Source organism: Labilibaculum sp. K2S (genome assembly GCF_030372765.1).
Taxonomy (GTDB): domain Bacteria; phylum Bacteroidota; class Bacteroidia; order Bacteroidales; family Marinifilaceae; genus Labilibaculum.
The window spans coordinates 381,165-407,270 of record NZ_JAUCMW010000001.1; the positions used below are offsets into that span (position 1 = coordinate 381,165).

15 protein-coding genes are annotated in these 26,106 nt (G+C 36.7%); all 15 read left to right on the plus strand.

Going from position 1 to position 26,106, the window contains the following annotated elements:
* Nucleotides 1–51 precede the first annotated feature (51 nt).
* The 15 genes from QUH73_RS01475 to QUH73_RS01545 all read left to right on the plus strand — a co-directional run bounded on the left by QUH73_RS01475 (nucleotide 52) and on the right by QUH73_RS01545 (nucleotide 26,088).
* Nucleotides 52–1,362, plus strand: coding sequence for a family 16 glycosylhydrolase (locus tag QUH73_RS01475; protein WP_289528694.1), 1,311 nt, complete (start codon nucleotides 52–54; stop codon nucleotides 1,360–1,362).
* 26 nt (nucleotides 1,363–1,388) lie between these two features.
* A complete protein-coding gene (locus tag QUH73_RS01480; protein ID WP_289528695.1) occupies nucleotides 1,389–2,228 on the plus strand; it encodes a glycoside hydrolase family 16 protein in 840 nt (279 codons plus the stop codon).
* A gap of 139 nt (nucleotides 2,229–2,367) precedes the next feature.
* The gene (locus QUH73_RS01485; protein ID WP_289528696.1) at nucleotides 2,368–5,829 is read left to right on the plus strand and encodes a hypothetical protein; all 3,462 of its coding nucleotides are present in this window, start codon (nucleotides 2,368–2,370) and stop codon (nucleotides 5,827–5,829) included.
* A gap of 83 nt (nucleotides 5,830–5,912) precedes the next feature.
* The gene (locus tag QUH73_RS01490) at nucleotides 5,913–6,803 is read left to right on the plus strand and encodes a glycoside hydrolase family 17 protein (RefSeq protein ID WP_289528697.1); all 891 of its coding nucleotides are present in this window, start codon (nucleotides 5,913–5,915) and stop codon (nucleotides 6,801–6,803) included.
* A 23-nt stretch (nucleotides 6,804–6,826) separates the two neighbouring features.
* Nucleotides 6,827–7,780 carry a glycoside hydrolase family 17 protein gene (locus tag QUH73_RS01495; RefSeq protein ID WP_289528698.1) on the plus strand — a complete coding sequence of 318 codons (954 nt, stop codon included), beginning with the start codon at nucleotides 6,827–6,829 and terminating at the stop codon, nucleotides 7,778–7,780.
* A 26-nt stretch (nucleotides 7,781–7,806) separates the two neighbouring features.
* The gene (locus tag QUH73_RS01500; RefSeq protein WP_289528699.1) at nucleotides 7,807–8,895 is read left to right on the plus strand and encodes a glycosyl hydrolase family 17 protein; all 1,089 of its coding nucleotides are present in this window, start codon (nucleotides 7,807–7,809) and stop codon (nucleotides 8,893–8,895) included.
* A gap of 66 nt (nucleotides 8,896–8,961) precedes the next feature.
* Entirely contained in the window at nucleotides 8,962–10,446 is a 1,485-nt protein-coding gene (locus QUH73_RS01505; RefSeq protein ID WP_289528700.1) for an MFS transporter, read from the plus strand.
* Between the two features lie 167 nt (nucleotides 10,447–10,613).
* Complete coding sequence (locus QUH73_RS01510) at nucleotides 10,614–11,627, plus strand: hypothetical protein (RefSeq protein WP_289528701.1); 1,014 nt, start codon at nucleotides 10,614–10,616, stop codon at nucleotides 11,625–11,627.
* 21 nt (nucleotides 11,628–11,648) lie between these two features.
* Entirely contained in the window at nucleotides 11,649–12,608 is a 960-nt protein-coding gene (locus tag QUH73_RS01515) for a hypothetical protein (protein WP_289528702.1), read from the plus strand.
* A 459-nt stretch (nucleotides 12,609–13,067) separates the two neighbouring features.
* On the plus strand, nucleotides 13,068–14,429 hold the full coding sequence (locus QUH73_RS01520; RefSeq protein WP_289528703.1) for an MFS transporter: 1,362 nt from the start codon (nucleotides 13,068–13,070) through the stop codon (nucleotides 14,427–14,429).
* A 243-nt stretch (nucleotides 14,430–14,672) separates the two neighbouring features.
* On the plus strand, nucleotides 14,673–17,633 hold the full coding sequence (locus tag QUH73_RS01525; RefSeq protein ID WP_289528704.1) for a two-component regulator propeller domain-containing protein: 2,961 nt from the start codon (nucleotides 14,673–14,675) through the stop codon (nucleotides 17,631–17,633).
* A 206-nt stretch (nucleotides 17,634–17,839) separates the two neighbouring features.
* A complete protein-coding gene (locus QUH73_RS01530) occupies nucleotides 17,840–19,342 on the plus strand; it encodes a glycoside hydrolase family 30 protein (RefSeq protein WP_289528706.1) in 1,503 nt (500 codons plus the stop codon).
* Nucleotides 19,343–19,400: 58 nt separating this feature from the next.
* Nucleotides 19,401–22,157: a carbohydrate-binding protein gene (locus QUH73_RS01535; RefSeq protein WP_289528707.1), complete on the plus strand. Its 2,757-nt coding sequence runs from the start codon at nucleotides 19,401–19,403 to the stop codon at nucleotides 22,155–22,157.
* Between the two features lie 264 nt (nucleotides 22,158–22,421).
* Nucleotides 22,422–22,883, plus strand: coding sequence for a DUF4625 domain-containing protein (locus tag QUH73_RS01540; RefSeq protein WP_289528708.1), 462 nt, complete (start codon nucleotides 22,422–22,424; stop codon nucleotides 22,881–22,883).
* A 76-nt stretch (nucleotides 22,884–22,959) separates the two neighbouring features.
* On the plus strand, nucleotides 22,960–26,088 hold the full coding sequence (locus tag QUH73_RS01545) for a SusC/RagA family TonB-linked outer membrane protein (RefSeq protein WP_289528709.1): 3,129 nt from the start codon (nucleotides 22,960–22,962) through the stop codon (nucleotides 26,086–26,088).
* Nucleotides 26,089–26,106: the final 18 nt, after the last annotated feature.

The window sequence follows — 26,106 nt, forward strand, 5'->3', positions numbered from 1 at the left end:
ACTGAAATTAGAATTGTAAATGAGGAGTTTCGCAATAATATGATAATGGTTATGAAAAGGATAGATATATTGAAAATGATTTTTGTTTGTTTTGGTTTCCTTCTTCTCGCAAGTTGCGGAAGCAACGATTCAGAATCAGGAATGAATGCGAATTTCACCTTTGATTATACTGATGGTAATCATGTGGAATTTAAAAATGAATCTGAAGGAGAATACTATTCTATGGAGTGGGATTTTGGAAATGGTGAGACTCCTGTGACTACAACAGACAAAAATAAAAGCTTTAGTATATATTATCCTGTTGAAGGAGAGTACAACGTAACTCTTACATTATTTGGTTTTACTGGGGATAAAGCAGAGGTCAGCAAAATAATTAGCATTTCAAATACCGATTTCGAAATTTCTTTTAGTGCAGAAATTGATCCAACCAATCCCAATAATGTAGTTTTGGTAAATACAACTATAGGCAATTACGATTCTTTCAAATGGGTATATCGTAATATAGATGTTGATAATGAGAAGAATACAATTGCTTATTTTCCTAAATCCGGACAGTATGAAATAGAATTGATTGTGGCTGTAGGGAATGATACCTTTTCAACAAAACAAACAATTACCATAATTCAAGATGATCCTAACTATGTGGATAATATGACACTAGTATGGTCTGATGAGTTTGATGGAACATCGGTTAATACAGATTATTGGACCTTTGAAACCGGCTCAGGTGGATGGGGCAACAACGAATTGCAAAATTACACCAATGGTGATAACGCTGAAGTTACAGATGGCATGTTGATTATTACAGCAAAAAAAGTGAATGATGATAAAGTTGCAGGTTCATACACTTCAACTCGTTTGATTTCTAAAGGCAAAAAAGAATTTACATACGGACGATATGAAATTCGCGCCAAATTACCTTCCGGTACAGGAATATGGCCTGCTATATGGATGCTGGGAAGTAATCTCAACACAGCAGGCTGGCCTGCATGTGGTGAGATTGATATTATGGAATATGTAGGTTATCAACCTGATGTTGTTCATGCAACAGTTCACACAACTGCAGGTTCAGGCTCCAATGGTGATGGCAGCAGTGTGCCACTGACAACTGCCGAAGAAGAATTTCACGTTTATGGTTTGTTATGGGATGAAACAGAGATGGTGTTTTATATCGATACTCCTGATAATGTAACTCATACTTATGCACCATCAACTAAAACGGCTAGCAATTGGCCTTTTGATGAATCTCAATTCTTCATTTTAAATGTTGCAGTTGGAGGGAACTGGGGAGGTGCTCAGGGAATCGATAACGCTATTTTTCCTCAAAGCATGGAGGTTGATTACGTTCGGGTATATCAGTAATCGAATAATTCTACAAAACATACATTATGACACTTAAAAATACCATCCTATTATTGGGAACAATATTTCTGTTGTCTTCTTGCAAATGGAAGAAACCTGAAAGCTCAGTAAAAAATACAGAAAGTGCGCTGAAGAGCGATTATCAATTGGTTTGGAGCGATGAATTTAATTATACAGGTTTGCCAGATTCAACAAAATGGAGTTACGATACAGAAGGAAATTCTGAAGGTTGGGGAAACAGCGAAGCTCAACATTACACAATAGCAAAGAAAGAAAATGCCTGGGTTGAAAACGGTGTTCTTAACATCATTGCATTAAAAGAGCAGTACGAAGGTAAGGATTATACATCTGCCCGCTTAAATTCAAAAGCAAATTGGCTGTACGGAAAAATTGAGGTAAATGCCAAGCTTCCAAAGGGAAGAGGTACTTGGTCTGCTATATGGATGATGCCGAAAGACTGGTCCTTTAAGGATGGAGACTGGCCAAATATTGGAGAAATCGACATCATGGAACATGTGGGACATAATTTAGGTGCAATTCATGCTTCTGCCCACTCTAAAGATTACCAATGGCAAACCAATACACAACAAACTGACACAATACATATAGCTGATGTAGCTGAAAAATTTCATTCCTACATCTGGGAATGGACGCCTGAAGTGATGAGAGCCTATGTAGATGATCAACTTTATTTCGAATATAAAAACGAAGGTTTGGGTGTATCAAAATGGCCCTATATAAAGCCATTTTACTTGATATTAAATGTTGCCGTGGGCGGAGTCTGGGGTAGTGTGGAAGGAATAGATGCTGAAGCATTTCCTCAAACCATGCAGGTTGAATATGTAAGAATCTATCAGAAAAAATAATCGCTTTAGTTTTAGAGTTGATCCTTGTAAAAGAATAATGAATGCTTACATCGGAAGAATCCGATTGTGAGTTTTAAAATATAAAAATCAGAAGTTTTTACTATAAAAAGTAATTGAAGTAGAATCAATTAAAATCAAAATGAAGAAGAATAACATTTATTTGGGAGACACGAGTTTGAATTGCAGCAAGGCTGAAGTCGAGGGGGAATTCGTAGAACTACAGAATGAAAAGTTTTACAAGATCAGCAATTCTGATCAAATGTCAGACTTCTTTATGAGTATAGTTAGTGATTCCGATCACTGGATGTTCATATCGAGCAATGGTTCTTTGTCGGCAGGAAGAAAAGACAGGAATAATGCATTGTTCCCTTATTATACCGTTGATAAAATTCACGATTACAGAGATAAAACAGGCAGCAAAACAATTGTGCTTGTTGAAAAGAATGAGAAAACCTTTCTATGGAAACCTTTCTCTGACGGTCTGCGAAAAATATACAAGATTGAAAGAAATTTGTATAAGAGTATGTATGGCAATAAAGTCATTTTTGAAGAGGTGAATTTTGATTTGGGAATGAGTTTCCAATACGGCTGGAGTAACAGTGAAAAATTTGGCTGGGTAAAAAAATCGAAAGTCAGCAATTTAAGCGGTGAAGCAGTAAAATTTGAGATACTTGATGGTATTGAAAATATTCTTCCTTGCGGTGTAGATTACAATTTTCAGAATGAATACAGCAATTTATTAGATGCTTATAAGAAAAGTGAATTGCTTGCAGAAAGTGGTCTGGGATTGTATATGTTAAGTTCAATTCCTGTTGACAGAGCTGAACCCAGTGAATCGTTAAATGCAACTACAGTATGGTCGCATGGATTAAATGACAAAAGGAAAATTCTTTTATCAAGTAAACAATTCGATCGCTTTAAGGATGGTCTTCCAATTGAGGCTGAATATGATGTCAGAGCAACAAAGGGAGCCTATATTTTGAATGCAGAATTGGAATTGGGAGCAAATGCTTCACGCGAGTGGATCATTGTTGCAGAAGTAAATCAGACTAGTGCTGATGTTGCCAATCTAAATCATTTTATCAATACTGAAAAGAACATATTCGAATTTGTATCCAAAGATATTGCTTTAGGTACGAATAATTTGATTCAGATTGTTGCAGACGCCGATGGTTTGCAAATGGGAAATGATGATCTGGCTTACGCCCGTCACTTTTCAAATACGCTTTTTAATGTGATGAGAGGTGGTGTTTTTACTGACAATTACCTTGTCGGATCAGATGATTTTAAACTGTTCGTTCATCAAGCCAATAAATTGCTTGCTAAGAAATTTGAAGCGTGGATTGATCAATTGCCATCAAAAATCACTTATTCTGAATTGAATAATTTGGCTGAAAAGACCGGCGATTCTGATTTGATTAGAATCTGTTATGAATATCTTCCGCTTACATTTAGCAGAAGACATGGAGACCCAAGTCGCCCATGGAATCAGTTCTCTATCGAAACAAAAAATGACGATGGCTCACCAAAACTGACTTATCAGGGAAACTGGCGTGATATTTTTCAAAATTGGGAAGCTTTGGGCTTGTCGTATCCTGAATTTATTGAGGGAATGATTGGTAAATTTGTAAATGCATCTACTCCTGATGGTTACAATCCATACAGAATAACAAGGGAAGGAATTGACTGGGAATGTCCGGATCCGCAAGATCCATGGGCTTATATCGGATACTGGGGAGATCATCAGATTATCTATCTTCAAAAATTTCTGGAGTTATCTAATGAATACCATCCCCGGAAATTGGATGAGATGCTTTCGAAAGAGAATTTTGTTTACGCAAATGTTCCGTATCGAATTAAATCTTATCGGGATATTGTAAAAAATCCAAAGGATACCATTGAGTTTGATTTTACTTTAAATGATCAGATTCAAAACAGGGTAGAGCAAATTGGAGCTGATGCCCGCATGCTGACAAATGGAGAAGGTCAACTGTATCAGGTGAATCTTACCGAAAAGATTTTGGTAACACTATTGGCCAAATTGAGCAACTTTATTCCTGAAGCGGGTATCTGGTTAAATACTCAACGCCCTGAATGGAATGATGCTAACAATGCTTTGGTGGGTAATGGAGTTTCGATGGTTACTTTGTGCTACCTGAGAAGATTCCTGAAGTTTTGGACGATTAAATTTAATGATATATCTGTTGAGGAAATTCGCATTTCTGAAGAAGTAAAAACTTTATTGGACAGCATTTTTAATTTGTTTGCTGAAAATGCATCTCTATTGGAAAAAGGATTTTCGGATGAAGACAGACGCCGTTTCGCAGATGTTTTGGGCGAAGCAGGAACGACTTACCGAAATGGAATTTATGCCAATTCTTTTTCAGGAGTGAAAAAAACAGTGAAGGTGAGCGAATTGCTCGATTTCACCAATTTGGCTTTGGTTTATATGGATCAATCCATTAAAGTAAACAAACGTGAGGATGGTCTTTATCATGCTTACAATCTGATTTCATTTACTGATAAAACTGTTTCGGTTCGATATTTATATGAAATGCTCGAAGGACAGGTTGCTGTTTTAAGCTCTGGCTATTTAAACTCTAAAGAAAGTCTGGATATACTCGATTCATTAAAAGCAAGTGCATTGTTTCGGGAAGATCAGTACAGTTACTTTCTTTATCCAAACAGACAATTACCTCTTTTTGCTGAAAAGAATAACATCCCTGCCAATCAGGTGAAAGAATCTAAATTATTATCTCAATTAATTGCTGATCAGGATACTTCAATTCTGAATGTAGATGATTTAGGAGGTTATCATTTTAACGGCACATTTAGGAATGCCCAGGTTTTGGAAAATGCCATCAACAATCTGAATGCAAATAAGTACGCACAGCTTGTTAAGGAGGAAAAAGAAAAAGTACTCGGTATTTTCGAAGAGATGTTCGACCATCAATCATTTACAGGTCGTTCGGGTACTTTTTACGGATTTGAAGGTTTGGGTAGTATCTATTGGCACATGGTTTCGAAACTATTGCTTGCTGCACAAGAAAGCTATTTTAATGCCATAGAACAGGGAGCTGATCCTGTGGTAATTGGTAAAATCAAGGATCATTACTTCGAAATTAAAGCAGGTATTGGATTGTATAAATCGCCTAAATTATACGGAGCCTTCCCGACAGATGCTTATTCTCATACACCTTCTCATGCCGGCGCTCAACAACCAGGCATGACAGGTCAGGTAAAAGAAGATTTTATATCCAGAATGAGAGAGCTGGGCATCCATGTGAATAATGGCGAAATAGTATTCGGGACATCTTTGTTTAACGATCAGGAGATATTGAATCATGATGACCTGTTTGTTTACTATGGTGTGACTGGACAGGAGAAACAAATTGCTGTTCATAGCGGTCAGTTGGCATTTACTTACTGCAAGGTTCCTGTGATCTATACATCCGCAGAAAAAAATCAAATTACAATTTCATTTAAAAATGGAGAAACGAAAGTGATTCCAAACAATACAATAGATAAGGAGACAAGTGCTTTGATTTTTAATCGAAGTGGAGAAGTGGAGAGAATTGATTTCTCAATCGGCAGGAAATAATAATTGATACAATCTGTACGATCACAAAACACGATTGTGATTGTACAGATTACCTTAAACTCTAACCTAATAAGCTATAACCGATGTCAGTAAGAAGCGAATATTTAATGTCCCTTGCCGGAATGGATCTTTCCGGTAAAACCGAAGATGAATTAGTCTCTCTATACAATCAATTGTTGAATTCAGGAATGCACGGATTGTGTTTTAGTCCATACATGGAGGATCAAGAGCCAGGGACAGAAATTAGCGAAGAACAAATTAGAAGAAGAATTGAGATCATCAAACCTCATACCAAATGGGTGAGGTCATTCTCATGTACCGAGGGCAATGAATTGATTCCTAAAATTGCTAAGGAAAATGGAATGAAAACCATGGTTGGAGCTTGGTTGGGAAAATACAAAAGCATTAACGAACGGGAAATCACTAATTTGATTGAAGTTGCTAAAGCCGGACACGCAGATATTGTTGCTGTTGGAAACGAGGTACTGTATCGTGAGGATTTATCGGAAGATGAACTGTTGGATTATATCTATAGAGTGAAAAAAGCACTTCCGGGAATTCCTGTCGGATATGTTGATGCTTACTATGAATTTGGTAACCGTCCTAGAATCACAACAGCCTGCGATGTGATATTGGCCAATTGCTATCCATTTTGGGAAGGATGCAACCTTGATTATTCCTATCTGTATATGAAAGACATGTACAATCGTGCGCTAAAAGCCGGAAATGGAAAAAAAGTAATTATCACTGAAACAGGCTGGCCAAATGTGGGTGAAAAATTCCATGGTGCCGAACCTTCTATCGTAAATGCCCTTAAATATTTTATCAACACGCAAATGTGGTCGAAGGAAGAGGATATAGACATTTTCTATTTTTCATCCTTCGATGAAGCGTGGAAAACTTCTGACGAAGGCGATGTTGGAGCTTATTGGGGAATTTGGGATAAAGATGAGAACTTAAAATTTTCGAAATAGTTGATTCCTTGAATTGAAATTGCATGAACCACTACAGAATGAATCGAAACGAACCACTTACTATAGAACCTGGAAAAGCGATTTGTTATTCGGGTTTCAGAGAAGGACAGAGTCCGGATACAGGTGTTTATCCAACTTATGAGCAAGTGAAGGAAGATCTTTTAATCCTACATGATCATTGGAAATATTTGCGGTTATACGACTGCGATAAACAAACAGATCTTGTTTTGGAGGTGATTCAAAAAGAAAAGCTCGATTTTAAAGTAATGCTGGGTGCCTACATAGGTGCTGAAATGAACAATTTTGGTTGTCCGTGGGGAGGTTCATATTCGGAAGAGGAATTGACCCAAAACAAGGAGCGAAACCTGAATCAAATTAAGAAATTGATTCGATTGGCCAATGAATTTCCTGATATCATTTTTTCCTTATCAGCAGGGAATGAAGCATTGGTTCACTGGACAGATCATTACGTGCCGTTAGAAAATGTAATTGGCTACGTCCGAATGATTAAAGCAGGGGCAAAACAGCCGGTTACATTCTGTGAAAACTATGTGCCATGGCTCGATAAATTGAAAGATTTGGTTGAAGAAGTTGATTTCATATCCATTCACACTTATCCGGTGTGGGAGTATAAAAATATTCATGAGGCAATGGAATACACTAAGCAGAATTATTACAGTGTTGCTGATAAGTATCCTTACAAACCTGTTGTTATAACCGAAGCTGGTTGGGCAACCAATTCAAACGGAAGAGGCATTTCTCCAGGAAATGTAAGTCAGGATTTGCAGAAGATTTATTACAATGATTTAATTGAATGGAGCGAGATAGAAGAGGTCTTAACCTTTGTTTTTGAGGCTTTCGATGAGCCATGGAAAGGATCTCAGGAACCAATGGAACCGGAAAAACATTGGGGTCTTTTCACGGTTGACCGAAAACCAAAAAAGGTGATGGCAAAATTATTTGCTGATTCAAAATAGTATGAAACCCCAAAACCTAAAGAACTATGAAAAACTCAGTAAAAAATAGCAGGAGCACTGGCGTGATGATCACTTTGGTGATTTCAATCCTGTTGATATCCTGTAAAAATGATAAGAAAGTATCCCCAAAAGATTTAGATTCAACCAAGATAACTAAGATAGAAATTAAGCAAACTAGTAATGACTTATTAAATGGAGTTTCGAAGGCGGTTTGCTATTCTGGTTTTAGAACAGGCCAACATCCCGATAGAGGAGAAGGAGCCATTAATCCAAGCGATGAACAGATTCTCGAAGACCTTCAGATTATCTCTCATGATTCTCTTTTCAATTTAATTCGTCTGTACGATTCTGGTGAAAATTCCGAAGCTGTACTTAGAATAATCAAAGAAAATAATCTGGATATTAAAGTAATGTTGGGCATTTGGTTGAAAGCTGAATTAAGTGCTCATGAAACTTGTGGATGGCTAACCGAGCCAATTTCTGCTGACATTTTAGCGCAAAACTCCATTACAAACCAGAAGGAAATACAGGAAGGAATTCGGTTGGCTGCAAAATATTCCGAATCAGTAATTGCAGTTAATGTTGGCAACGAAGCATTGGTTGAATGGAATGATCACAAAGTAGATACCGATACGATTATTTCTTATGTGCATAAAGTTCAGAAGGCAATTCAACAACCTGTTACTGTTGCCGATAATTACGAGTGGTGGGTTACTAAAGGCGAAACGTTAGCGAAGGCAGTCGACTTCATATCAATTCATGTTTATCCGGTTTGGGAAGGCAAAGACATTGCCGAGGCAATGTCCTATACCATCGAAAATGTGCAAAAAGTTAGAAATGCACTTCCTGAAAGCAAGATTGTAATCACTGAAGCAGGATGGGCTACAGAAGCTTCAGAATTTGGCGTGAGAGCAAGTGAAGAAAAGCAAAAGCAATATTATAACGACCTGATGAAATGGTCTGCAGAAATGAACATCACGACCTTCTTTTTTGAAGCTTTCGATGAAGATTGGAAAGGAGAAACAGCGAATCCTTTGGGTGCAGAAAAACACTGGGGCTTATTCACTGTTAATAGAAAACCTAAAAAAGTAATGGGGAATTTCTTTGATAATTAAATCAAATTAGAACAGTTTCTGCCTGCATGCCCTAATTCATAATTTTTAATTCATAATTCAATAAATATGACACATTATAAAACAGCAAAGGAAGACATTGTCCCAATTGGGCAAAAAATAGCATTTGGATCAGGACATCTGGCGAATCAGTTATTTCCTGCTGCTTTGGGTGTGTTTATGGTTGTTCTGGTAATGTCTTTGGGAATGGATCCAATTCTTGCCGGATTATTAGGTGCCTTACCCAGACTTTTGGATGCGTTAACAGATCCTATTATGGGATTTATTTCAGACAATACGAAATCGAAATGGGGGCGAAGAAAACCTTATATTTTAATAGGGAGCGTTATTTCAGGAGTCACTTTTATGATTATGTGGCAATTGAATCCTGAAAATTCTGAGATCTACAATTTCTTTTACTTTTTAGTCGTATCCATATTTTTTTATATCGGTTACACCATTTTTGCGACACCCTTAATTGGTTTGGGGTATGAAATGACTCCCGATTACAATGAAAGAACGAGATTGATGGCTGTTTCTCAGTTTATGGGACAAATTGCATGGATGATAGCTCCTTGGTTTTGGGTAATTATATACAATCCTTCTCTTTTCGATTCCGCACCTGAAGGGGCAAGAATTCTTTCCGTTTGGGTAGGTGGTTTGTGTATGGTTCTAGGCATTCTGCCGGCCCTTTTTAACAATGAAATGATTGTTCCCGATCAGGATAAGATGAAAAATTTGTCAAGAAAAGAATTGGCTGCGAACACAAAGGAATTCATAAAAGGGATAAAATTAACCATTCAAAATAAGCCGTTTATGAAGCTTTGTGGATCTACATTTCTCATTTTTAATGGTTTCCAGACTATTGCGCAATTTGCCTTCTTTATTATTGTCTATTATCTTTTTCAAGGAGATAAAGTTGCGGCAGGAGGATGGCCTGCCTGGTTTGGTACCATAAGTGCGATGGCTACCGCATTTCTTGTAATTCCTATTGTCACCAAACTTTCTGAGAAATTTGGTAAAAAGAATGCTTTCATCATAGCCACTCTTCTTTCAGTGGTGGGATATGCATTAAAATGGTGGGGATTTAATCCTGAATATCCTTGGTTAATGTTCATGCCAATTCCGTTTTTGTCATTTGGGATAGGTGGTTTATTTACTTTAATGATGTCGATGACAGCGGATGTTTGCGATTTGGATGAACTGAATAATGGAGAACGCAGAGAGGCTACATTCGGAGCGATTTATTGGTGGATGGTGAAACTGGGGACGGCCATTGCCATGCTAACCAGTGGTGTTGTTTTGCATTATATTGGTTTCGATGAAAGTGTTGATGTTCAGTCTGCAGAGACTCTTACAAATCTTAGATTAGCGGATATTCTGATTCCTATTGCCACAGCATTCCTCGCAATTGTATTGATCTGGAAATATGATATAACAGAGAAGAGATCTCATGAAATTAGAGAAGCATTAATTGCACGACGAGGTAAGGTAAAGCATGAAGGTGATGAGATCAGTAATGTTACAGGCGAAATTATACCTGATAAAATATAAACTTCCTAAATAGTCGAGAATGCATATGCGGGAATGACAATTTAATTCAAGAAGAATTGGACTCTTGAGTAACACAAAAGCTGTAAATGAAAAAAATTAATGAGTGCTCAGGCAATACCAACCAGTATTGATGCTAAGTAGTTTGAATTCAGATTAATAATTTTGTTATGATTAAAAATATTACAATCACTTTGCTCTTGTGTTTGTCATTCGTTTTCATCAATGATGCGCGCGCCGATACAATAACAACAAACGGCCGGACAATTCTGCTAAACGATTCTGTCTATACAATTAAAGGAATCTGTTATCATCCTGTACCTAAGGGCAGTGATAAACGAAGCTTTAGTAATCTTAGCGAAGATTTAAGTTTGATGGTTGAAGCAGGGATTAATACAATTCGGGTATATTCTCCCATTCATGACAAAGCTGTTTTAGATGAAATTCAAGAGGCTGGACTAAAAGTGATTATTGGGCTTGGATACAATCAAGGCGGAGATTCGGATATTTTTTCCGGCACATTTATCGATTACATAAACAGGTACAAGAATCATGATGCCATACTTTTTTGGGAACTGGGTAACGAGTATAACTACCATCCGGAGTGGTTTGAGGGTGATATTAATAATTGGTACACAGCTTTAAACAATGCTGCAGACTTAATTCATCAGCAAGATCCATTACATCCTGTTGCTACTGCTCATGGCGACCTACCGGATTCGTTGGCTCTTGCAACATGTCCGGATATTGATATTTGGGGAATGAATGTTTATCGATGGGACAATCCTGAGACTATTTTTCCTGAGTGGGAAGCTGTTAGTAGTAAACCAATGTACCTTTCCGAAGCCGGAGCAGATAGCTACATGACGATTTCAAAAAATACTTATGAAAAAGGTGAAAATCAGTTGGCTCAGGCTGATGCAACGGTAAACATTCTGGGTGCCATATTTCGAAATCAGGATATTTGTTCGGGTGTAACATTGTTTGCTTTTGTTGATGAGTTGTGGAAAGCAGGTAATAATAACGTGCAGGATACAGGAGGATGGGCGCCAAACAGCAGTGGCGTTCCTTACGACGGAGCACCAAATGAAGAGTATTGGGGAATAGTAAATATTGATCGAAATAAGAAAAAAGTTTTCTCTGTTGTAAAAGAAAAATATACAAACTTACCGGTTTCGAAATAGTCCAATCCAATATCCATAAGAATGAAAAAAACAGCATTGTTTTTACTGATAATCTTACCCCTGCTAACTATTGGTCAGCCTAAAAAAGATAAAAGCATGGAACACATCCTAAAAAATAAAAACCTGGAAATTCACATCGATTTGCCATTGGAAAATTATCAGTTTTCGAGATTCGATTGGACAGGGAAGATTACAAGTTTAATATATAAAGGTGTTCCTATTTCTACCATTGAGAGAATGAATGAGGATGAAGAAGACAATTTCGGAAAAGGCTTTTACAATGAATTTGGCATCGAAATGCCTGTTGGTTACAATGAAATCAAAGAAGGAGAATGGTTTCCTAAAATAGGAGTAGGGGCATTAAAAAAAGTGGGAAAAGAATACAGTTTCAGCAAAGCTTATGAAACTGAACCTGCCGACTTTAAAATCATTACTGATATGAATAAATTACTCGTTGAATGTGTCTCTCAGAGTGTTAATGGTTATGCGTATGTGCTGAAAAAGGAAATCGAATTATTGGAAAGTAGTTTTGTTATTAGGTATTACCTGCACAATACAGGAGTAAAAACCATTATTACCAACGAGTACACGCATAATTTCTTAGCCATCAATAAAGAATTCATGGGAAGTAATTACATTTTAAAATTTCCATTTGATATCAAACCGGAATTATTCGGAGCAACCGTCAATCCTGAAGAGAAAGTGGAGCTTGGACAAAACGAAATTACGTTTAAGAATACTCCAAATGAACAATTCTTTTTCAGCAACCTTTCAGGAAGCAAGAATGTGGATGCTCATTGGGAATTAATAAACACAAAAAGCAAAATAGGGATTAGCGAAACAGGCAGTTTTACAACCAACAAAGTAAACCTTTGGGGATGGAAACATGTGCTTAGTCCTGAGTTGTTCTTTGATATAAACTTAAGACCTGATCAGACAATTGAATGGTCCAGAACCTATAATTTGTTTGATTTAGAGTAAAGAACTTATGTTTTTTCATGTGGGCGGGAATGGAGGAGGATCCAGATCATGAAAAAGCCGTTAATAAAATCAGGAGTATGGAGCGTTAAGAAACTTTTGCTGTTTGAGGACGTTAGCCCCGAAGGATGAGGGTCTAAAAGGACGAGTTCCTAAGTTTTAGTGGAATGCTTTGATTTTTAGGTCTTTTTAATGCCGTGGTGGCCTTTTGCCTACTTTTGGGCAATGAAAAGTAGGAGCCTAAACGGCTTGAATTTAAAAGCAACCTTGATTTTTTTTGCTTCTGTTTTGTATTAAGACAAAAAATGAAGTCGGTTTGGGTGGAAAACCCAGTTGATTAGGTCGATTAAGACAATCTACCGAAAGAAGAGAGATCATGAATGCCAATAAAAAACACGATTGAATAAAAGTAGGAGCCTAAACAGCTTGATTTTAAAAGTAATAATTGAAAAATATACAACAATGACTGAAATAGAATCAAAATTATCGATAAAGGAAAAAGTAGGGTACAGCTTAGGCGATACAGCTTCCCATTTTGTATGGGATATGGTTGGTTTTTGGATTCTGATTTTCTATACCGATACTTTTGGAATCTCTGCGGCAGCAGCAGGTACTATTATGCTGATCGCTCGCTTTTGGGACATGGTAAGTGATCCTATTATGGGAATTATTGCTGACAGAACAAACACTCGCTGGGGAAAATTCCGGCCTTACATCTTATGGATGGCTCTACCCTATAGTGTGCTGGCAGTTTTGACTTTCACCACTCCTGATCTCGGACCAACGGGTAAAGTGATTTATGCTGGCGTTACCTATATGTTATTAATGACAGTATTTACGGCTATAAATCTACCTTATTCATCATTAGGAGCGGTAATGACTTCGGATTCTTACGAAAGAGCGGGCTTAAATTCGTACCGATTTATTTTTGCTTTTATTGGTCAGTTTATCGTGTCAGGAACAGCTCTTTCTTTAGCCTTGTATTTTGGTCAGGGCGATAATGCAAAAGGATATCAGTACACTTTAATTCTGTTTTCCGTTATCAGTTTTGTGTTGTTTATGATTACTTTTAAAACGACGAAAGAGCGAGTGCAACCTCCTAAAGAGCAGAAAGAAAACTTAAAGGAGGATTTTAGGAATCTATTTAAGAATAAACCCTGGATGATATTGTTTTTCGTTGGAATTATTTCGTTCATCATGTTTGCAATGCAGAATTTGTCCATTGCATACTATTTTAAATACTATATAGGCAAGGAAGAAAATGTTCAGTTGTTTAATGTGATTGGTACAGTGGCATTAATTGTAGCAATACCTTTCTCAAAACCATTGGCAAAAAAATTCGGTAAACGCAATGTGTTTTTGGCTAGTTCATTACTTTCCGGATTTTTCTTCATCTGCCTATATCTGCCGGGAGCTAACAATCTGGCCATGATTTATACACTTAATATCCTTGCAAAAATGGCTTATGCTCCGGCAGTGCCTTTGCTTTGGACAATGCTTGCCGATACAGCTGATTATTCCGAATGGAAAACCGGACGACGCTCAACCGGATTGGTGTTTTCTGCAGCTACATTTGCACAAAAAGCAGGATGGGGAATTGGTGGTGCTTTGGCAGGATGGATGCTTGCCATATTTAAATTCGCACCCAATATTGAGCAAACAGAAACTGCCATAACAGGAATAAAACTCATGATATCGGTAATTCCGGGAATCTTATACATGTCATGTGCAATTCTCCTGTACTTCTACACCATCGATCACGAAACCTGTGTGGTCATGAAATCTGATTTAGATCAGCGCAGACTTGCTGAAACGACAACTTAAATTGTTTTTGGTTTATGAAGGAAATAGAAGTATTATCTTCATTCATTTTGGTAAAGATCATCTCGTAAAAGGGGTGATCTTTTAAATATCAACGCATTATAGATCTAAATATTAAGATATTTATTGTGAATTTCATTTTATTCTACCTATTTCTAAAATAAAATATATTGAATGTAATTGATATTTAGTCTGTTTTTAAAATATGTGAATTATTGTATATTTGAGAATTCATAGCACCTACCAATGATAAAAACTTTAAAGAACAAAAAGCTTTTTTTAAGCGCGTTGTTAATTTTATGCCTTAAATTTTCCTTTGCCCAATACAGCTTTAATAGGATCACAAAGGAACAAGGACTTCCTCATAACAATGTTGAATGCATTTTGCAAAGTGCTTCTGGATTTATGTGGTTTGGTACTCGGGATGGCCTTTGTCGTTTCGACGGTTACGAAGTGAAAGTATATCGAAACACACAAGATTCCAATTCTATTTCCGGAAATAGAATATTATCTGTTGCTGAAGATAAAGATGGATTTATTTGGGTGGGAACCTATCAAAATGGAATTAATAGATTCAATCCAAAAACAAATCAATTCAAAAAATACGGCATCAGGAATGGCATAGGTAATCAGATTTATCGAATAAAAGTTTTAAAAGATGGGACGGTTATCATAGGCAGCAACAGTGGTCTTGCTTTATTTGATAAAAGCACGGATTCATTTAAAGTATATCATCCTAATGGTGAGCCTCAAAGTATAAACTCTTACGTAGTAAGTGATATTTTGGAAACTCACGATGGACAGCTGTTTATTGCAACTTTTGAAAAAGATATCCAGCGTCTGGATAGAAAAACCGGTAAGTTTTTTTCGATACCCTACAACAATTTAGAATTAAATTCAGGGAATTATCGAAAGCGTCTTCTTGAGGATAGAGAAGGTAATTTATGGATATCTGCTGACAAGCACGGTTTATGCAAATACAACCGGAGATCGAAAGAATCAAAATTTTATTTTAAGAAAAATGGTCTGAGTTCTGAAGTTCTGACTGGAGATATGATTGTAAATTCGGATGGTAAAATCTGGATTGCTTCAGATGGGGGAGGAATTAACATATTGGATACTCGAAAAGAAACATTTGATTATGTGAATTTCGATGATGAAGATGTTAATAGTTTACCAAGTAATCAGGTTTATACTTTATACAAGGACAATGCCAACAGGATTTGGGTAGGAACATACGATAAAGGTGTCGCATATTATGATCCTCTGGCGAAGAAATTTGCAAACGAACTTTTGCCTGATAATGTTTGTTCCTTTTTTAAAGGCAAATCGGTGCTTGGTATTTTACAGGATAGTAAAGGAAATGTTTGGATAGGAACAGATGGATCGGGTTTACATGTTATCAGCAAAGAAAATAAATTAACTCATTTTTATTCTAAAATTTCAGATGAATCCAGTATCTCGGGTAATGTTATTACTAGTTTGGCAGAGGATGTAAATGGCAATATACTTGTAGGTACTTACAACGCCGGTTTAAATATATATAATTATAAAACGAAATCTTTTAAGCATTTTCATCAGAATTCTCAAAACAATTTAAGTTTACACTCCGAAAATGTTTGGACCATTCTGGTGGATAGTCAGGGGAAAAATTGGCTGGGACTTTTGGGCAATGGTGTTGATCTTTTTAATTCAGATACAGAGACATTCAAAAATATAGGACCATCCTCCAGAGAATTGATTAAAATTGATCATTCCAATGTGATGTCTGTTATGGAAGATTCCGATGGTGATATATGGTTTGGTACCGAAGGCAACGGCATATATGTTTACGACAAGCAAGCTAATAATGTATTGAGAATTAGTACCAATTCAAATATTACTACCGAAGGTGTAATTAAAGATTTATTTCAAGATAAGTGGGGAAATATTTGGATTGGAACAGAAGGGAATGGCTTGTTTAAATACAATAAAAAAGAGAAGGAAGGCATTCAATACACATTGAAAAATGGTTTGCCATCTATGATTATTCTTGGTATACAGGAAGATGCAGCCGGTGGAATTTGGGTGACGACCTATGATGGAATTGCTGTGCTAAGTAAGGATTCGAAGGAATTTATGTCTTTTGATAAATCGGATGGCTTATCATCGAATGAGTTTAATGCTCAGGCTTTTATTAAATTACAAGATGGTACTTTTTTAACCGGATCAAAAAATGGGCTGGACATTTTCAATCCTTCTGAGTTGTCCTTAAATCTTACGATTCCGAAAGTTTATTTTACGAAACTAAAAATCCAGAACCAGGAAGTTTTACCGGGTGATTCAATTAATCAGCTGGTTAAATTGCAAAATGATATCACACATACCAAAGAGATTGAGTTAACTTATTCCGATAAGGTTTTCTCAATTGAATTTGCCGCCTTGAATTATACACATCCTAAAAAGTGTCAGTATAAATATAAATTGGAAGGGTTTGATGAAAACTGGTACGATTCCGATTCCGAACATCGCTTTGTATCTTATTCAAATTTAAAAGATGGAAATTATACATTTAAAGTTCAAGCTTCAAATAATGATAAAAAGTGGGGGGATAATATTGCAGAGCTTAGTATTCGTGTTCTTCCTCCTTTCTGGAAAACCAAATGGTTTGTTTTCTTAGTAGTTGGCTTAATAGTTGGTATAGCAGCGGCAGCTTATAATTATCGATTGCGTCTTTTAAAAATAAAATTTCTGCAGGAACAGGCGTTAAAGGAAAAAAGAATTACAGAACTTGAAAAGGAAAATATTGAATCGGAATTGGAAAAACTAACCTTTTACACGGTAAATCGAAACAGGGTACTGATCAATTATAAAAATCGGATGCTTGGTCTTGCGGCCAAAGCAATGCCTGCAGTAAAAAGTGGTTTGCAAATCGTAATTGATGAGATTGATAACGAAATCAACGATGATAAGGAGTGGAAATATCTTGAGCCTCGATTGGATAAAATGTACAATGAATTTATAAGTAAGTTACGCAATGAATATCCGGATTTAACTTTGTCTGAGGTAAAGGTTGCTTCGTATGTAAGAATGAATCTTTCTTCAAAAGAGATTGCAGAATTTATGCATAAGACGACACGAGCAATCGAAAACGACCGCTATCGCCTTCGAAAAAAATTAGAACTCGATTCCAATGAATCATTGCAGAGATATTTAATGGATTTATAAGTTTTTCGTTTAGTTTATTTCTATTTTTGACATCAAATTAATGTGATTTCTTGTTTCTGCAACAACCAGTTTGTGAGTAAATTGCAGTGATTAGAGTGGTTTTGAGTAGTCCCTGTAAACGTTTGAGGAGTATTTGAGAGGTATCAAACTCATGTTACCATATTGTGTGCATATATATTTGTTTTGAAAATCAAACAAACAGATAAATGACAAGCACAATATTGAAATATTTTTTATTTGCAGTTATTAGCACAGGCATTCTTAATGCATGCAATTTAATTGCAGGACAAAGCAATCAACAGAATGGAGATGAAAATTTGCAGACGAATAGTCGAAGCAATAATAAGATTACTCTTGAAAAGGCAATTCAATATACTACCGCAAAAGAAGGGGATTTAAGATTCTCAAAATCTGATGACCTGTTGGTTGGGGATTTTAATCAGCCGGAAGAACATTTTTCCACTCTTATATTAGATGCAAAAAAGCGTTTTCAAATCATTGAAGGTTTTGGCGGTGCACTTACTGATGCTGCAGCAGAAACTTTTTATAAGCTTCCCAAAAACAAACAAAGCGAAATTCTAGAGGCTTATTTCGATCGTGAAAAGGGAATTGGCTATAGTTTGTGTCGTACTCATATTCATAGTTGTGATTTTTCAAGTGAAAGCTATGCTTATGCAGAAGTAAGCGGTGACACAAGTTTAGATAATTTCTCCATAGAACACGACAACAAATTTAAAATCCCTTTCATCAAAGAAGCTTTGGCTAAATCAGGAAATGAAATGAAACTTTTCGCTTCTCCCTGGAGTCCTCCTGCGTGGATGAAAACCAACAACAACATGTTGGAAGGAGGAAGTTTAAAACCGGAATATTTCCAGACTTGGGCTGATTATTTCGTTAAATTCTTTGATGCTTATAAAAAGCAGGGAATTGATTTTTGGGGACTTACAGTTCAAAATGAGCCATTGGCAGTTCAACGCTGGGAATCCTGCATTTTTACTGCAGACGAAGAGAGAGATTTTGTAAAAAACTATCTGGGGCCAACTCTTGAAAATAGTTTAATGGGGGACAAGAAAATTATTATCTGGGATCACAACCGAGGATTAATGTACCAGCGTGCTCAAGTTGTTTTAGATGATCCTGAGGCTTCAAAATATATTTGGGGGACTGGTTTTCATTGGTATACCGGAGATCATTTTGAAAACGTAAAACTTGTATCCGAGGCATTCCCTGATAAGAAAACCATTTTCACTGAAGGATGTGTATTCCCGTTCGATTACAGTAAGCTGGGTGAATGGAGTTGGGGAGAAAAATATGGAGAGTCAATTATTCATGATCTTAATAATTCGGCTTCGGGCTGGGTTGATTGGAATGTTTTACTCGATGAAAAAGGAGGTCCAAATCATGTTGCCAATTATTGTTACGCACCAATTATCGGAAATACAAAAACGGGTGAAATCACTTACATGAATTCCTATTACTATTTGGGGCATTTCTCAAAATACATCCGTCCAGGTGCACAGCGTATCATTTGTTCTTCGAATGATGACAATATTCTGGCAACAGCTTTTGTAAATGAAGACAATAGCATTGCTGTTGTAGCAATGAATCAAACTGATAAGCAACTTGAATTTAAAATATGGTTAGAAGGAAGAGGTACTCTGTCTGTTCTTCCTGCTCATTCAATTGCAACAATTGTTATTAACGAATAAGCACAAACCCATCAGGAATAAATCTATACCAATGAAACTGCTGCTAAATAGTAAAAATATGTTACGACGACTTGAATATCAATCAGAAGGAAAATACGGGAATTGTAAGATGAAGATTTTTCTCAATCTCTCTTTTTTTATATTGTTGTTCCTTAGTTTTTCCGCTCCTGCTTTTTCGCAGGGATTTGTACATGTTAATGGAACAAGTATTGTCGATGGAAATGGAAACAATTTAATAATCAGAAGTATCGGAACCGGGAATTGGATGATTCAGGAAGGTTACATGATGCAGTCTTCGGATGTAGCTGGCACTCAGCATGAATTCAGAAATAAATTAATTGAAACAGTAGGAGAGGCCCGCACCAACGAATTTTATGATGTTTGGCTTTCAAATCATTTTAGAAAAATTGATGTTGACTCGATGTCTGCATGGGGATTTAATTGTATACGTGTTGCAATGCATTACAAATGGTTTACTCCTGCCATCGAAAATGAACCTGTATCAGGCGAAATCACATGGACCGACAAAGGTTTCGACATGATAGATGATCTGCTTTCGTGGTGTGCTGATAATCAGATGTATTTGATTCTTGACCTACATGGAGCACCCGGAGGACAAGGGAAAGATGCTGCTATCTCTGACTACGATTCTTCGAAACCTTCCTTATGGGAAAGTGATTTGAATAAAGACAAAACAGTTGCACTCTGGAAAAAAATTGCTGAAAGATACAGCAACGAGCCATGGATCGGCGGGTATGATCTAATTAATGAGATCAATTGGACGTTTCCCGAAGGCAACAATTCCCAAATTCGTGATTTGTACGGTAAAATTACTGATGCCATTCGCGAAGTTGATAAAAATCACATCCTATTTATTGAGGGGAATTCGTTTGCCAATGATTATTCTGGTTTAACACCTGCCTGGGATGAAAATATGGTATACAGCTTTCATAAATATTGGACATACAATGATGTAAATGCTTTAAAATGGATAACAGATTTTAGAGACGAGCAAAATCGTCCGGTTTGGTTGGGTGAAACAGGAGAGAATTCCAATACATGGTTCACAAATTTGGCGGCATTAGCAGAAAGCAACAATGTGGGATGGTCGTGGTGGCCGGTGAAAAAATCAGGCATTAATAACATACTAAAGGTTGAAACGAATGCGGATTATTTGCAAATGATTGAGATGTGGAAAGGCAATGGTACAATGACTTCGGATGAAGCATTTAATGCGGTTATGACCTTTTCCAACAATCACAAATTTGAAAATTGTACAATCCAGTACGATGTAATTGATGCCCTTATTCGTCAGCCTCACACAACAGAAACAAAACCATTTAAAACACATACAACAAGTCGAAAAATATTTGCTGTCGATTATGATCTGGGCAGAAACAACTACGCTTACTTCGATACAGATACTGCAAATTATCATCTAAATACCGGTGAATATAAGGCATGGAATCAGGGTTGGGAATATCGCAATGATGGTGTGGATATCGAGAAGTGTAACGATACGGAAACCAATGGTTACAATGTTGGTTTTGTGAAAAGCGGTGAGTGGTTACAGTATACCCTTAATTCGGAAGCTAATGCGGCCTATAAATTAGAAATCAGAACAGCTGGTACTGGTAAAGCGTCTATGCATATTGAGGCAAACGGTCAGATAGTTTCCGAAACGTTTGAACTTCCTTCTACGGGTAGCTGGACCAGTTATATAACCAGCACAATAAATAACATTATTCTGCCAAAGGGCATGGTTAAAATTAAACTTGTGTTTGATGGCGGGGAGCTGAATGTAAACCACTTTTCATTGATTGAGCCAGTCGAAATAAGCGCTGTTCCTTTTAAGCTGTTAAAAGCCGGTTCTGCGAAAATTGATAATGAAATATTTCTTGATGTAAATCAGCCAATTACATCGGTTGAAAACGATATGAATATCAATGAATTTGAATTAACGGTTGATGGAGAATCTGTTTCCATTTCAGATTTTATTTTGGATCCGAATAACAGTCAGAAGATGATTCTAATTACTGAGAAGGATTTGTTTTATAATCATGAAATCAAACTTTCCTATACAGGAAACAGTGTAAAATCAGGTTCTAAAGAACTGGAGTCTTTTACGAATGTAATTGTCGAAAATAATTTCAACAGGCATTTTGAAATTCCTGGAAAAATTGAAGCGGAAAATTTCATGACCAATAGCGGCTTTGAGTTGGAAGATTGTACAGACACAGGAAAAGGGAAAAACACTTCGTATGCTTCGGATGGCGATTATTTGGAATATCTTCTGTATGTGCCGGCAGCGGGAACTTTCACCATGAATTTCAGGCTTGCTACAGCAAAAAATGCAAAAATTCTTGTCTTGAACTCCGTGAACGGAGAAATGGTTTCCAATGAATCTGTTTCTTTTGGAAGTACCAATGGATGGCAATCCTGGCAAACAAAATCCATAACAATAGATCTCCCGAAAGGCAAAACAGTTTTACGCTTATTGTCTGAATCAGGAGAACACAATCTGAATTGGATTTCTTTTGATGACGGCACTGTTACAGGAATTGAGAATCCAATTCATGAGTCGAAATTTGAAGTATTTCCTAATCCGACGTCCAACATTTTAAATCTCAATTTTGAATCCTCTTCCAGCAGACAAATTAGTCTTTTTACGATGGGCGGAACGCAGGTGTTTTCTCAGTTGAGTTCTGAAAAGAGTCATTCTATTAACGTAAATGGATTTGCAACAGGTACATACCTGCTTACAGTTTCAGATGAAGACATGAACAAAACGGTGAAGGTTCTCATTGTTAAATAAGTGTTTCCAATACAAAGACCAATATTATAGCTTATTGCATTTTGCAATGTATGGAAAAGATCAAGTTAGTACTATAAAACTGAGGTGATTCCATCGAAACCGGAGAAACCAGTACAAACAAGACCGTTTAAAAAGTTTCAAAAAAATTACCGAAAATAAATGGTTTCACCTCAGCAATATACTTGATTTCAACCTCGAACGATATAGTGTTCTTCAGTTTTTCATTATTGTAAGAACGAATAATTATAAAGTAAAAAGCTTACTATGAGATTAATAAAATATGTCTGTTGTTTCATCATGATTCTTGCTTTCACAAATTGTGGCAGCAGTGATGGAGGAGATGATCCTAAACCAGACCAAACAAAACCTGCAATAACAATTATTAGTCCGTCATTGAATGCCTCGATTGCTGCTGGAAGTATTCTTCAGTTAAACATTGATCTGACTGATGATACAGCTCTTGATAACTACGTGTTAAAAATTAGCTTGTCAGGTACCAAATCTGTAAAGACAGTGAAAGAGTTTTCCTTCAATAGTATTACAGATACAGATTCTAATGGCAATTCCTTACCAAATATCACAGGGAAAAAATCAGTCAAACTTAATTTTGGAATTGCCATCACCGAAAAGGCACAAGAGGGAAACTACTCTCTTACTGTTTCTGTTTCGGATAAAGCTGGAAATCAGCAAGAAGAAGATATTGGGTTTTCAATTACCCGAATATAATTACCGTGGATCCGGAAGCTAACAGACAGATCCATTTATTAAAAAAAAATTAACTAATCATCTTAACTAATTATCTATGAAAAAAACAGTCTTGTTTTTAGTTTTGGCATTATTTTGCTTGCAAACCTTTGCACAAAAGCATGTCGTAACAGGTATGGTGGCCTCATCAGAGGATGGTATACCATTGCCGTTTGCCTCGGTAGTGATTAAAGGTACTACAATCGGCACTACTACCGATATGGATGGAAAATATCAGATTGAGATCTCAAATGATGGGATACTGGTATTTTCGCTGATCGGTTTTAGCTCACAGGAAATTGTGGTGGGAAATAAAACCGAAGTGAATGTAGTTTTAAATGTGGAAACAACAGGACTTGACGAAGTTATTGTTGTTGGTTACGGAGTGCAGAAAAAGAGTGTTTTAACTGCTTCAATTGCGAAAGTTTCAGCAGATGATTTAGGAAATATTGCACCCGTTCGCATCGATAATGCTCTGAAAGGATTGGCCTCAGGAGTAACTGTCACATCATCTTCCGGACAGCCGGGAGCTTCTTCGCAAGTACGAATTCGTGGTATTGGTACGATTAATAATAGTGATCCGTTATATATTGTTGATGGTATGCCAATTGATGGAGGAATAGATTATTTAAATCCAAGTGATATTCAGTCTGTTGAAGTTCTAAAGGATGCTGCATCAGGAGCAGTATATGGTGCCCGTGCTGCTAATGGAGTTATTCTGATAACTACAAAAAGTGGAGATAAAGGCAAAATATCTGTAAAATATGATTTCTCAAGAGGTTGGCAAAGCAAATGGAATAAAAGGGATGTGTTAAATGCCCAACAATATGCTTTACTGATAAATGAAGGTTTAGTTAATTCAGGTGAAACTGCAAGATATGATAATCCTTATGCATTGGGTAGGGGTACAGATTGGCAGGATATGGTTTTTTATGACAATGCCCCTGTTGAAAACCATCAATTGAGTGTTAGCGGTGGATCCGATAAAGTTCTATATTATTTCTCTGCAGGTTATTATAAGCAGGATGGAATCGTTGGTGGAAATTTTGACCGTTCCAATTATGAGAGAATCTCATTAAGGTCAAATACAACATACCATCTTTTGGATAATATGGAGCGTAATTTTTTAAATAAATTAACAGTTGGAATTAATGTTGCCTATTCAAGAATAAACTCTAAAGGTATTGGAACAAACTCGGAGTATGGTTCAGCACTTGGAGGAGCAATCTCATTCTCACCATTGTTAGGTTTGTATGAAGAGGATCAGGCCACGGCTGCAACCCTTCATCCAACGGCGGTTCGTGACCCAAAGAATGGGTTAATTTATACAATCGCTGGTGACGACTATAACGAAATCACTAATCCGGTCGCTCAGCTGGCTTTACCTGGTGATGAGAATAACTCGGACAAGTTAGTGTCGTCATTTTGGGGTGAATTAACGGTTTGGGACAATTTAAAGATTAAATCTTCATTTGGAACTGATCTGGCATTTTGGGGTAATGATGGTTGGACACCTGAATATTATTTAGGTAAATCTGCTTATTCTGATTATTCAAAAGTTTGGTCGAGTATGAATCGTGGATTTACTTGGCAGGTGGAAAATATCTTATCATACGAAAAGAGTATTGCCGACAAGCATAATTTTAACGTAATGTTAGGGCAATCGGCTAAAAAAACAACAGGTCGTGGTTTAGGCGGAAGTAATAAATTTATGGTTGAAGAAAATGGAGACAAAGCCAATATTGATTTTACTACCGGAACAGCTGCAAATGGAGACCAAACAGTTGGAGGAGGAGCTTGGAGCCCGCATACTTTAGCGTCAATGTTTGCCCGGTTAAGCTATAACTTTTCAGAGAGATACATGTTTCAGGCCACTATTCGTAGAGATGGTTCATCTAATTTTGGTCCAGGAAAAAAATATGGTGTGTTCTCCTCAATTTCACTTGGATGGAATATTACAAATGAGGCATTCATGGAATCACGTCCAGAGTGGTTAACTTCTTCTAAACTGAGAGCTTCATGGGGTAAAAATGGTAATGAAAATATCGGGGCTTTTGGTTATACCGCCCTTACTTCAACAGGTAATAATTATGCTTTTGGACCAGGAAATGGAACATTAGTAAATGGAACAAAAGCATCTGGGCTGGCTAATACTTCATTAGCATGGGAAGAATCGGAACAAACCGACATAGGACTTGATTTAGGATTCTTAAATAATGCATTGACATTTACAGTTGATTACTATGAGAAGAAAACCAATGGAATGTTGATGACGATGTCGATTCCTTCTTATGTGGGAGAATCAAAACCAACAGGTAATGTTGGAGATATGAAAAACTGGGGTGTTGAATTTGATTTAGGCTATAGATTCAAGCTTGGTGATTTCAACTTTAACATTAGAGGAAACGCTTCTTATCTTGAAAACGAATTGGTTAATCTGGGAAATGCAGATGGTTTTGCTAATTACGATAGCTATGCTAATGTTGGAACTATTTCGAGAGCCCAAAATGGTATGCCGTTCCCATATTTTTATGGATATAAAACAGATGGTATTTTCCAAAATTATGCAGAAATTAATTCACATGTGAATAATGAAGGTGGCTTAATCCAAGCGAATGCAGTTCCTGGAGATGTAAGGTTTGTGGATTTGAATGGAGATGGCTCTATTGGAGATGATGACCGCACAATGATTGGAAAGGGTATGCCTGATTGGACATACGGTATAAACTTTGGAATTGATTTTAAAGGCTTTGATTTTAGCATGATGCTGCAGGGGACTGTTGGTAACGATATTTATGATGCTACTCGACGTACAGACTTGCGTTATATCAATTTACCTGCCTATATGTTAGATCGTTGGATAGGAGAAGGAACTTCCAATACAATTCCGAGGTTTTCATTTTCAGATAATAATGGCAACTGGTTATCATCTGACCTCTATGTTAAAGATGGCGATTATATGCGCATTAAAAATGTGACATTAGGTTATACTCTACCCAAAAATATTGTCAATAAGGCATTTGTAAATAGTTTGCGCTTCTATGTTGCAGCAGAGAATCTTTTCACTTTCACAAAATACGACGGTTTTGATCCTGAAATTTCTTCAGGAGGTACTTCTCTTGGTATTGATCGCGGAATATATCCTCAGGCAAGAACATATACAGTTGGTTTAAACCTGTCTTTTTAACGATTAAAAACTTAAAGT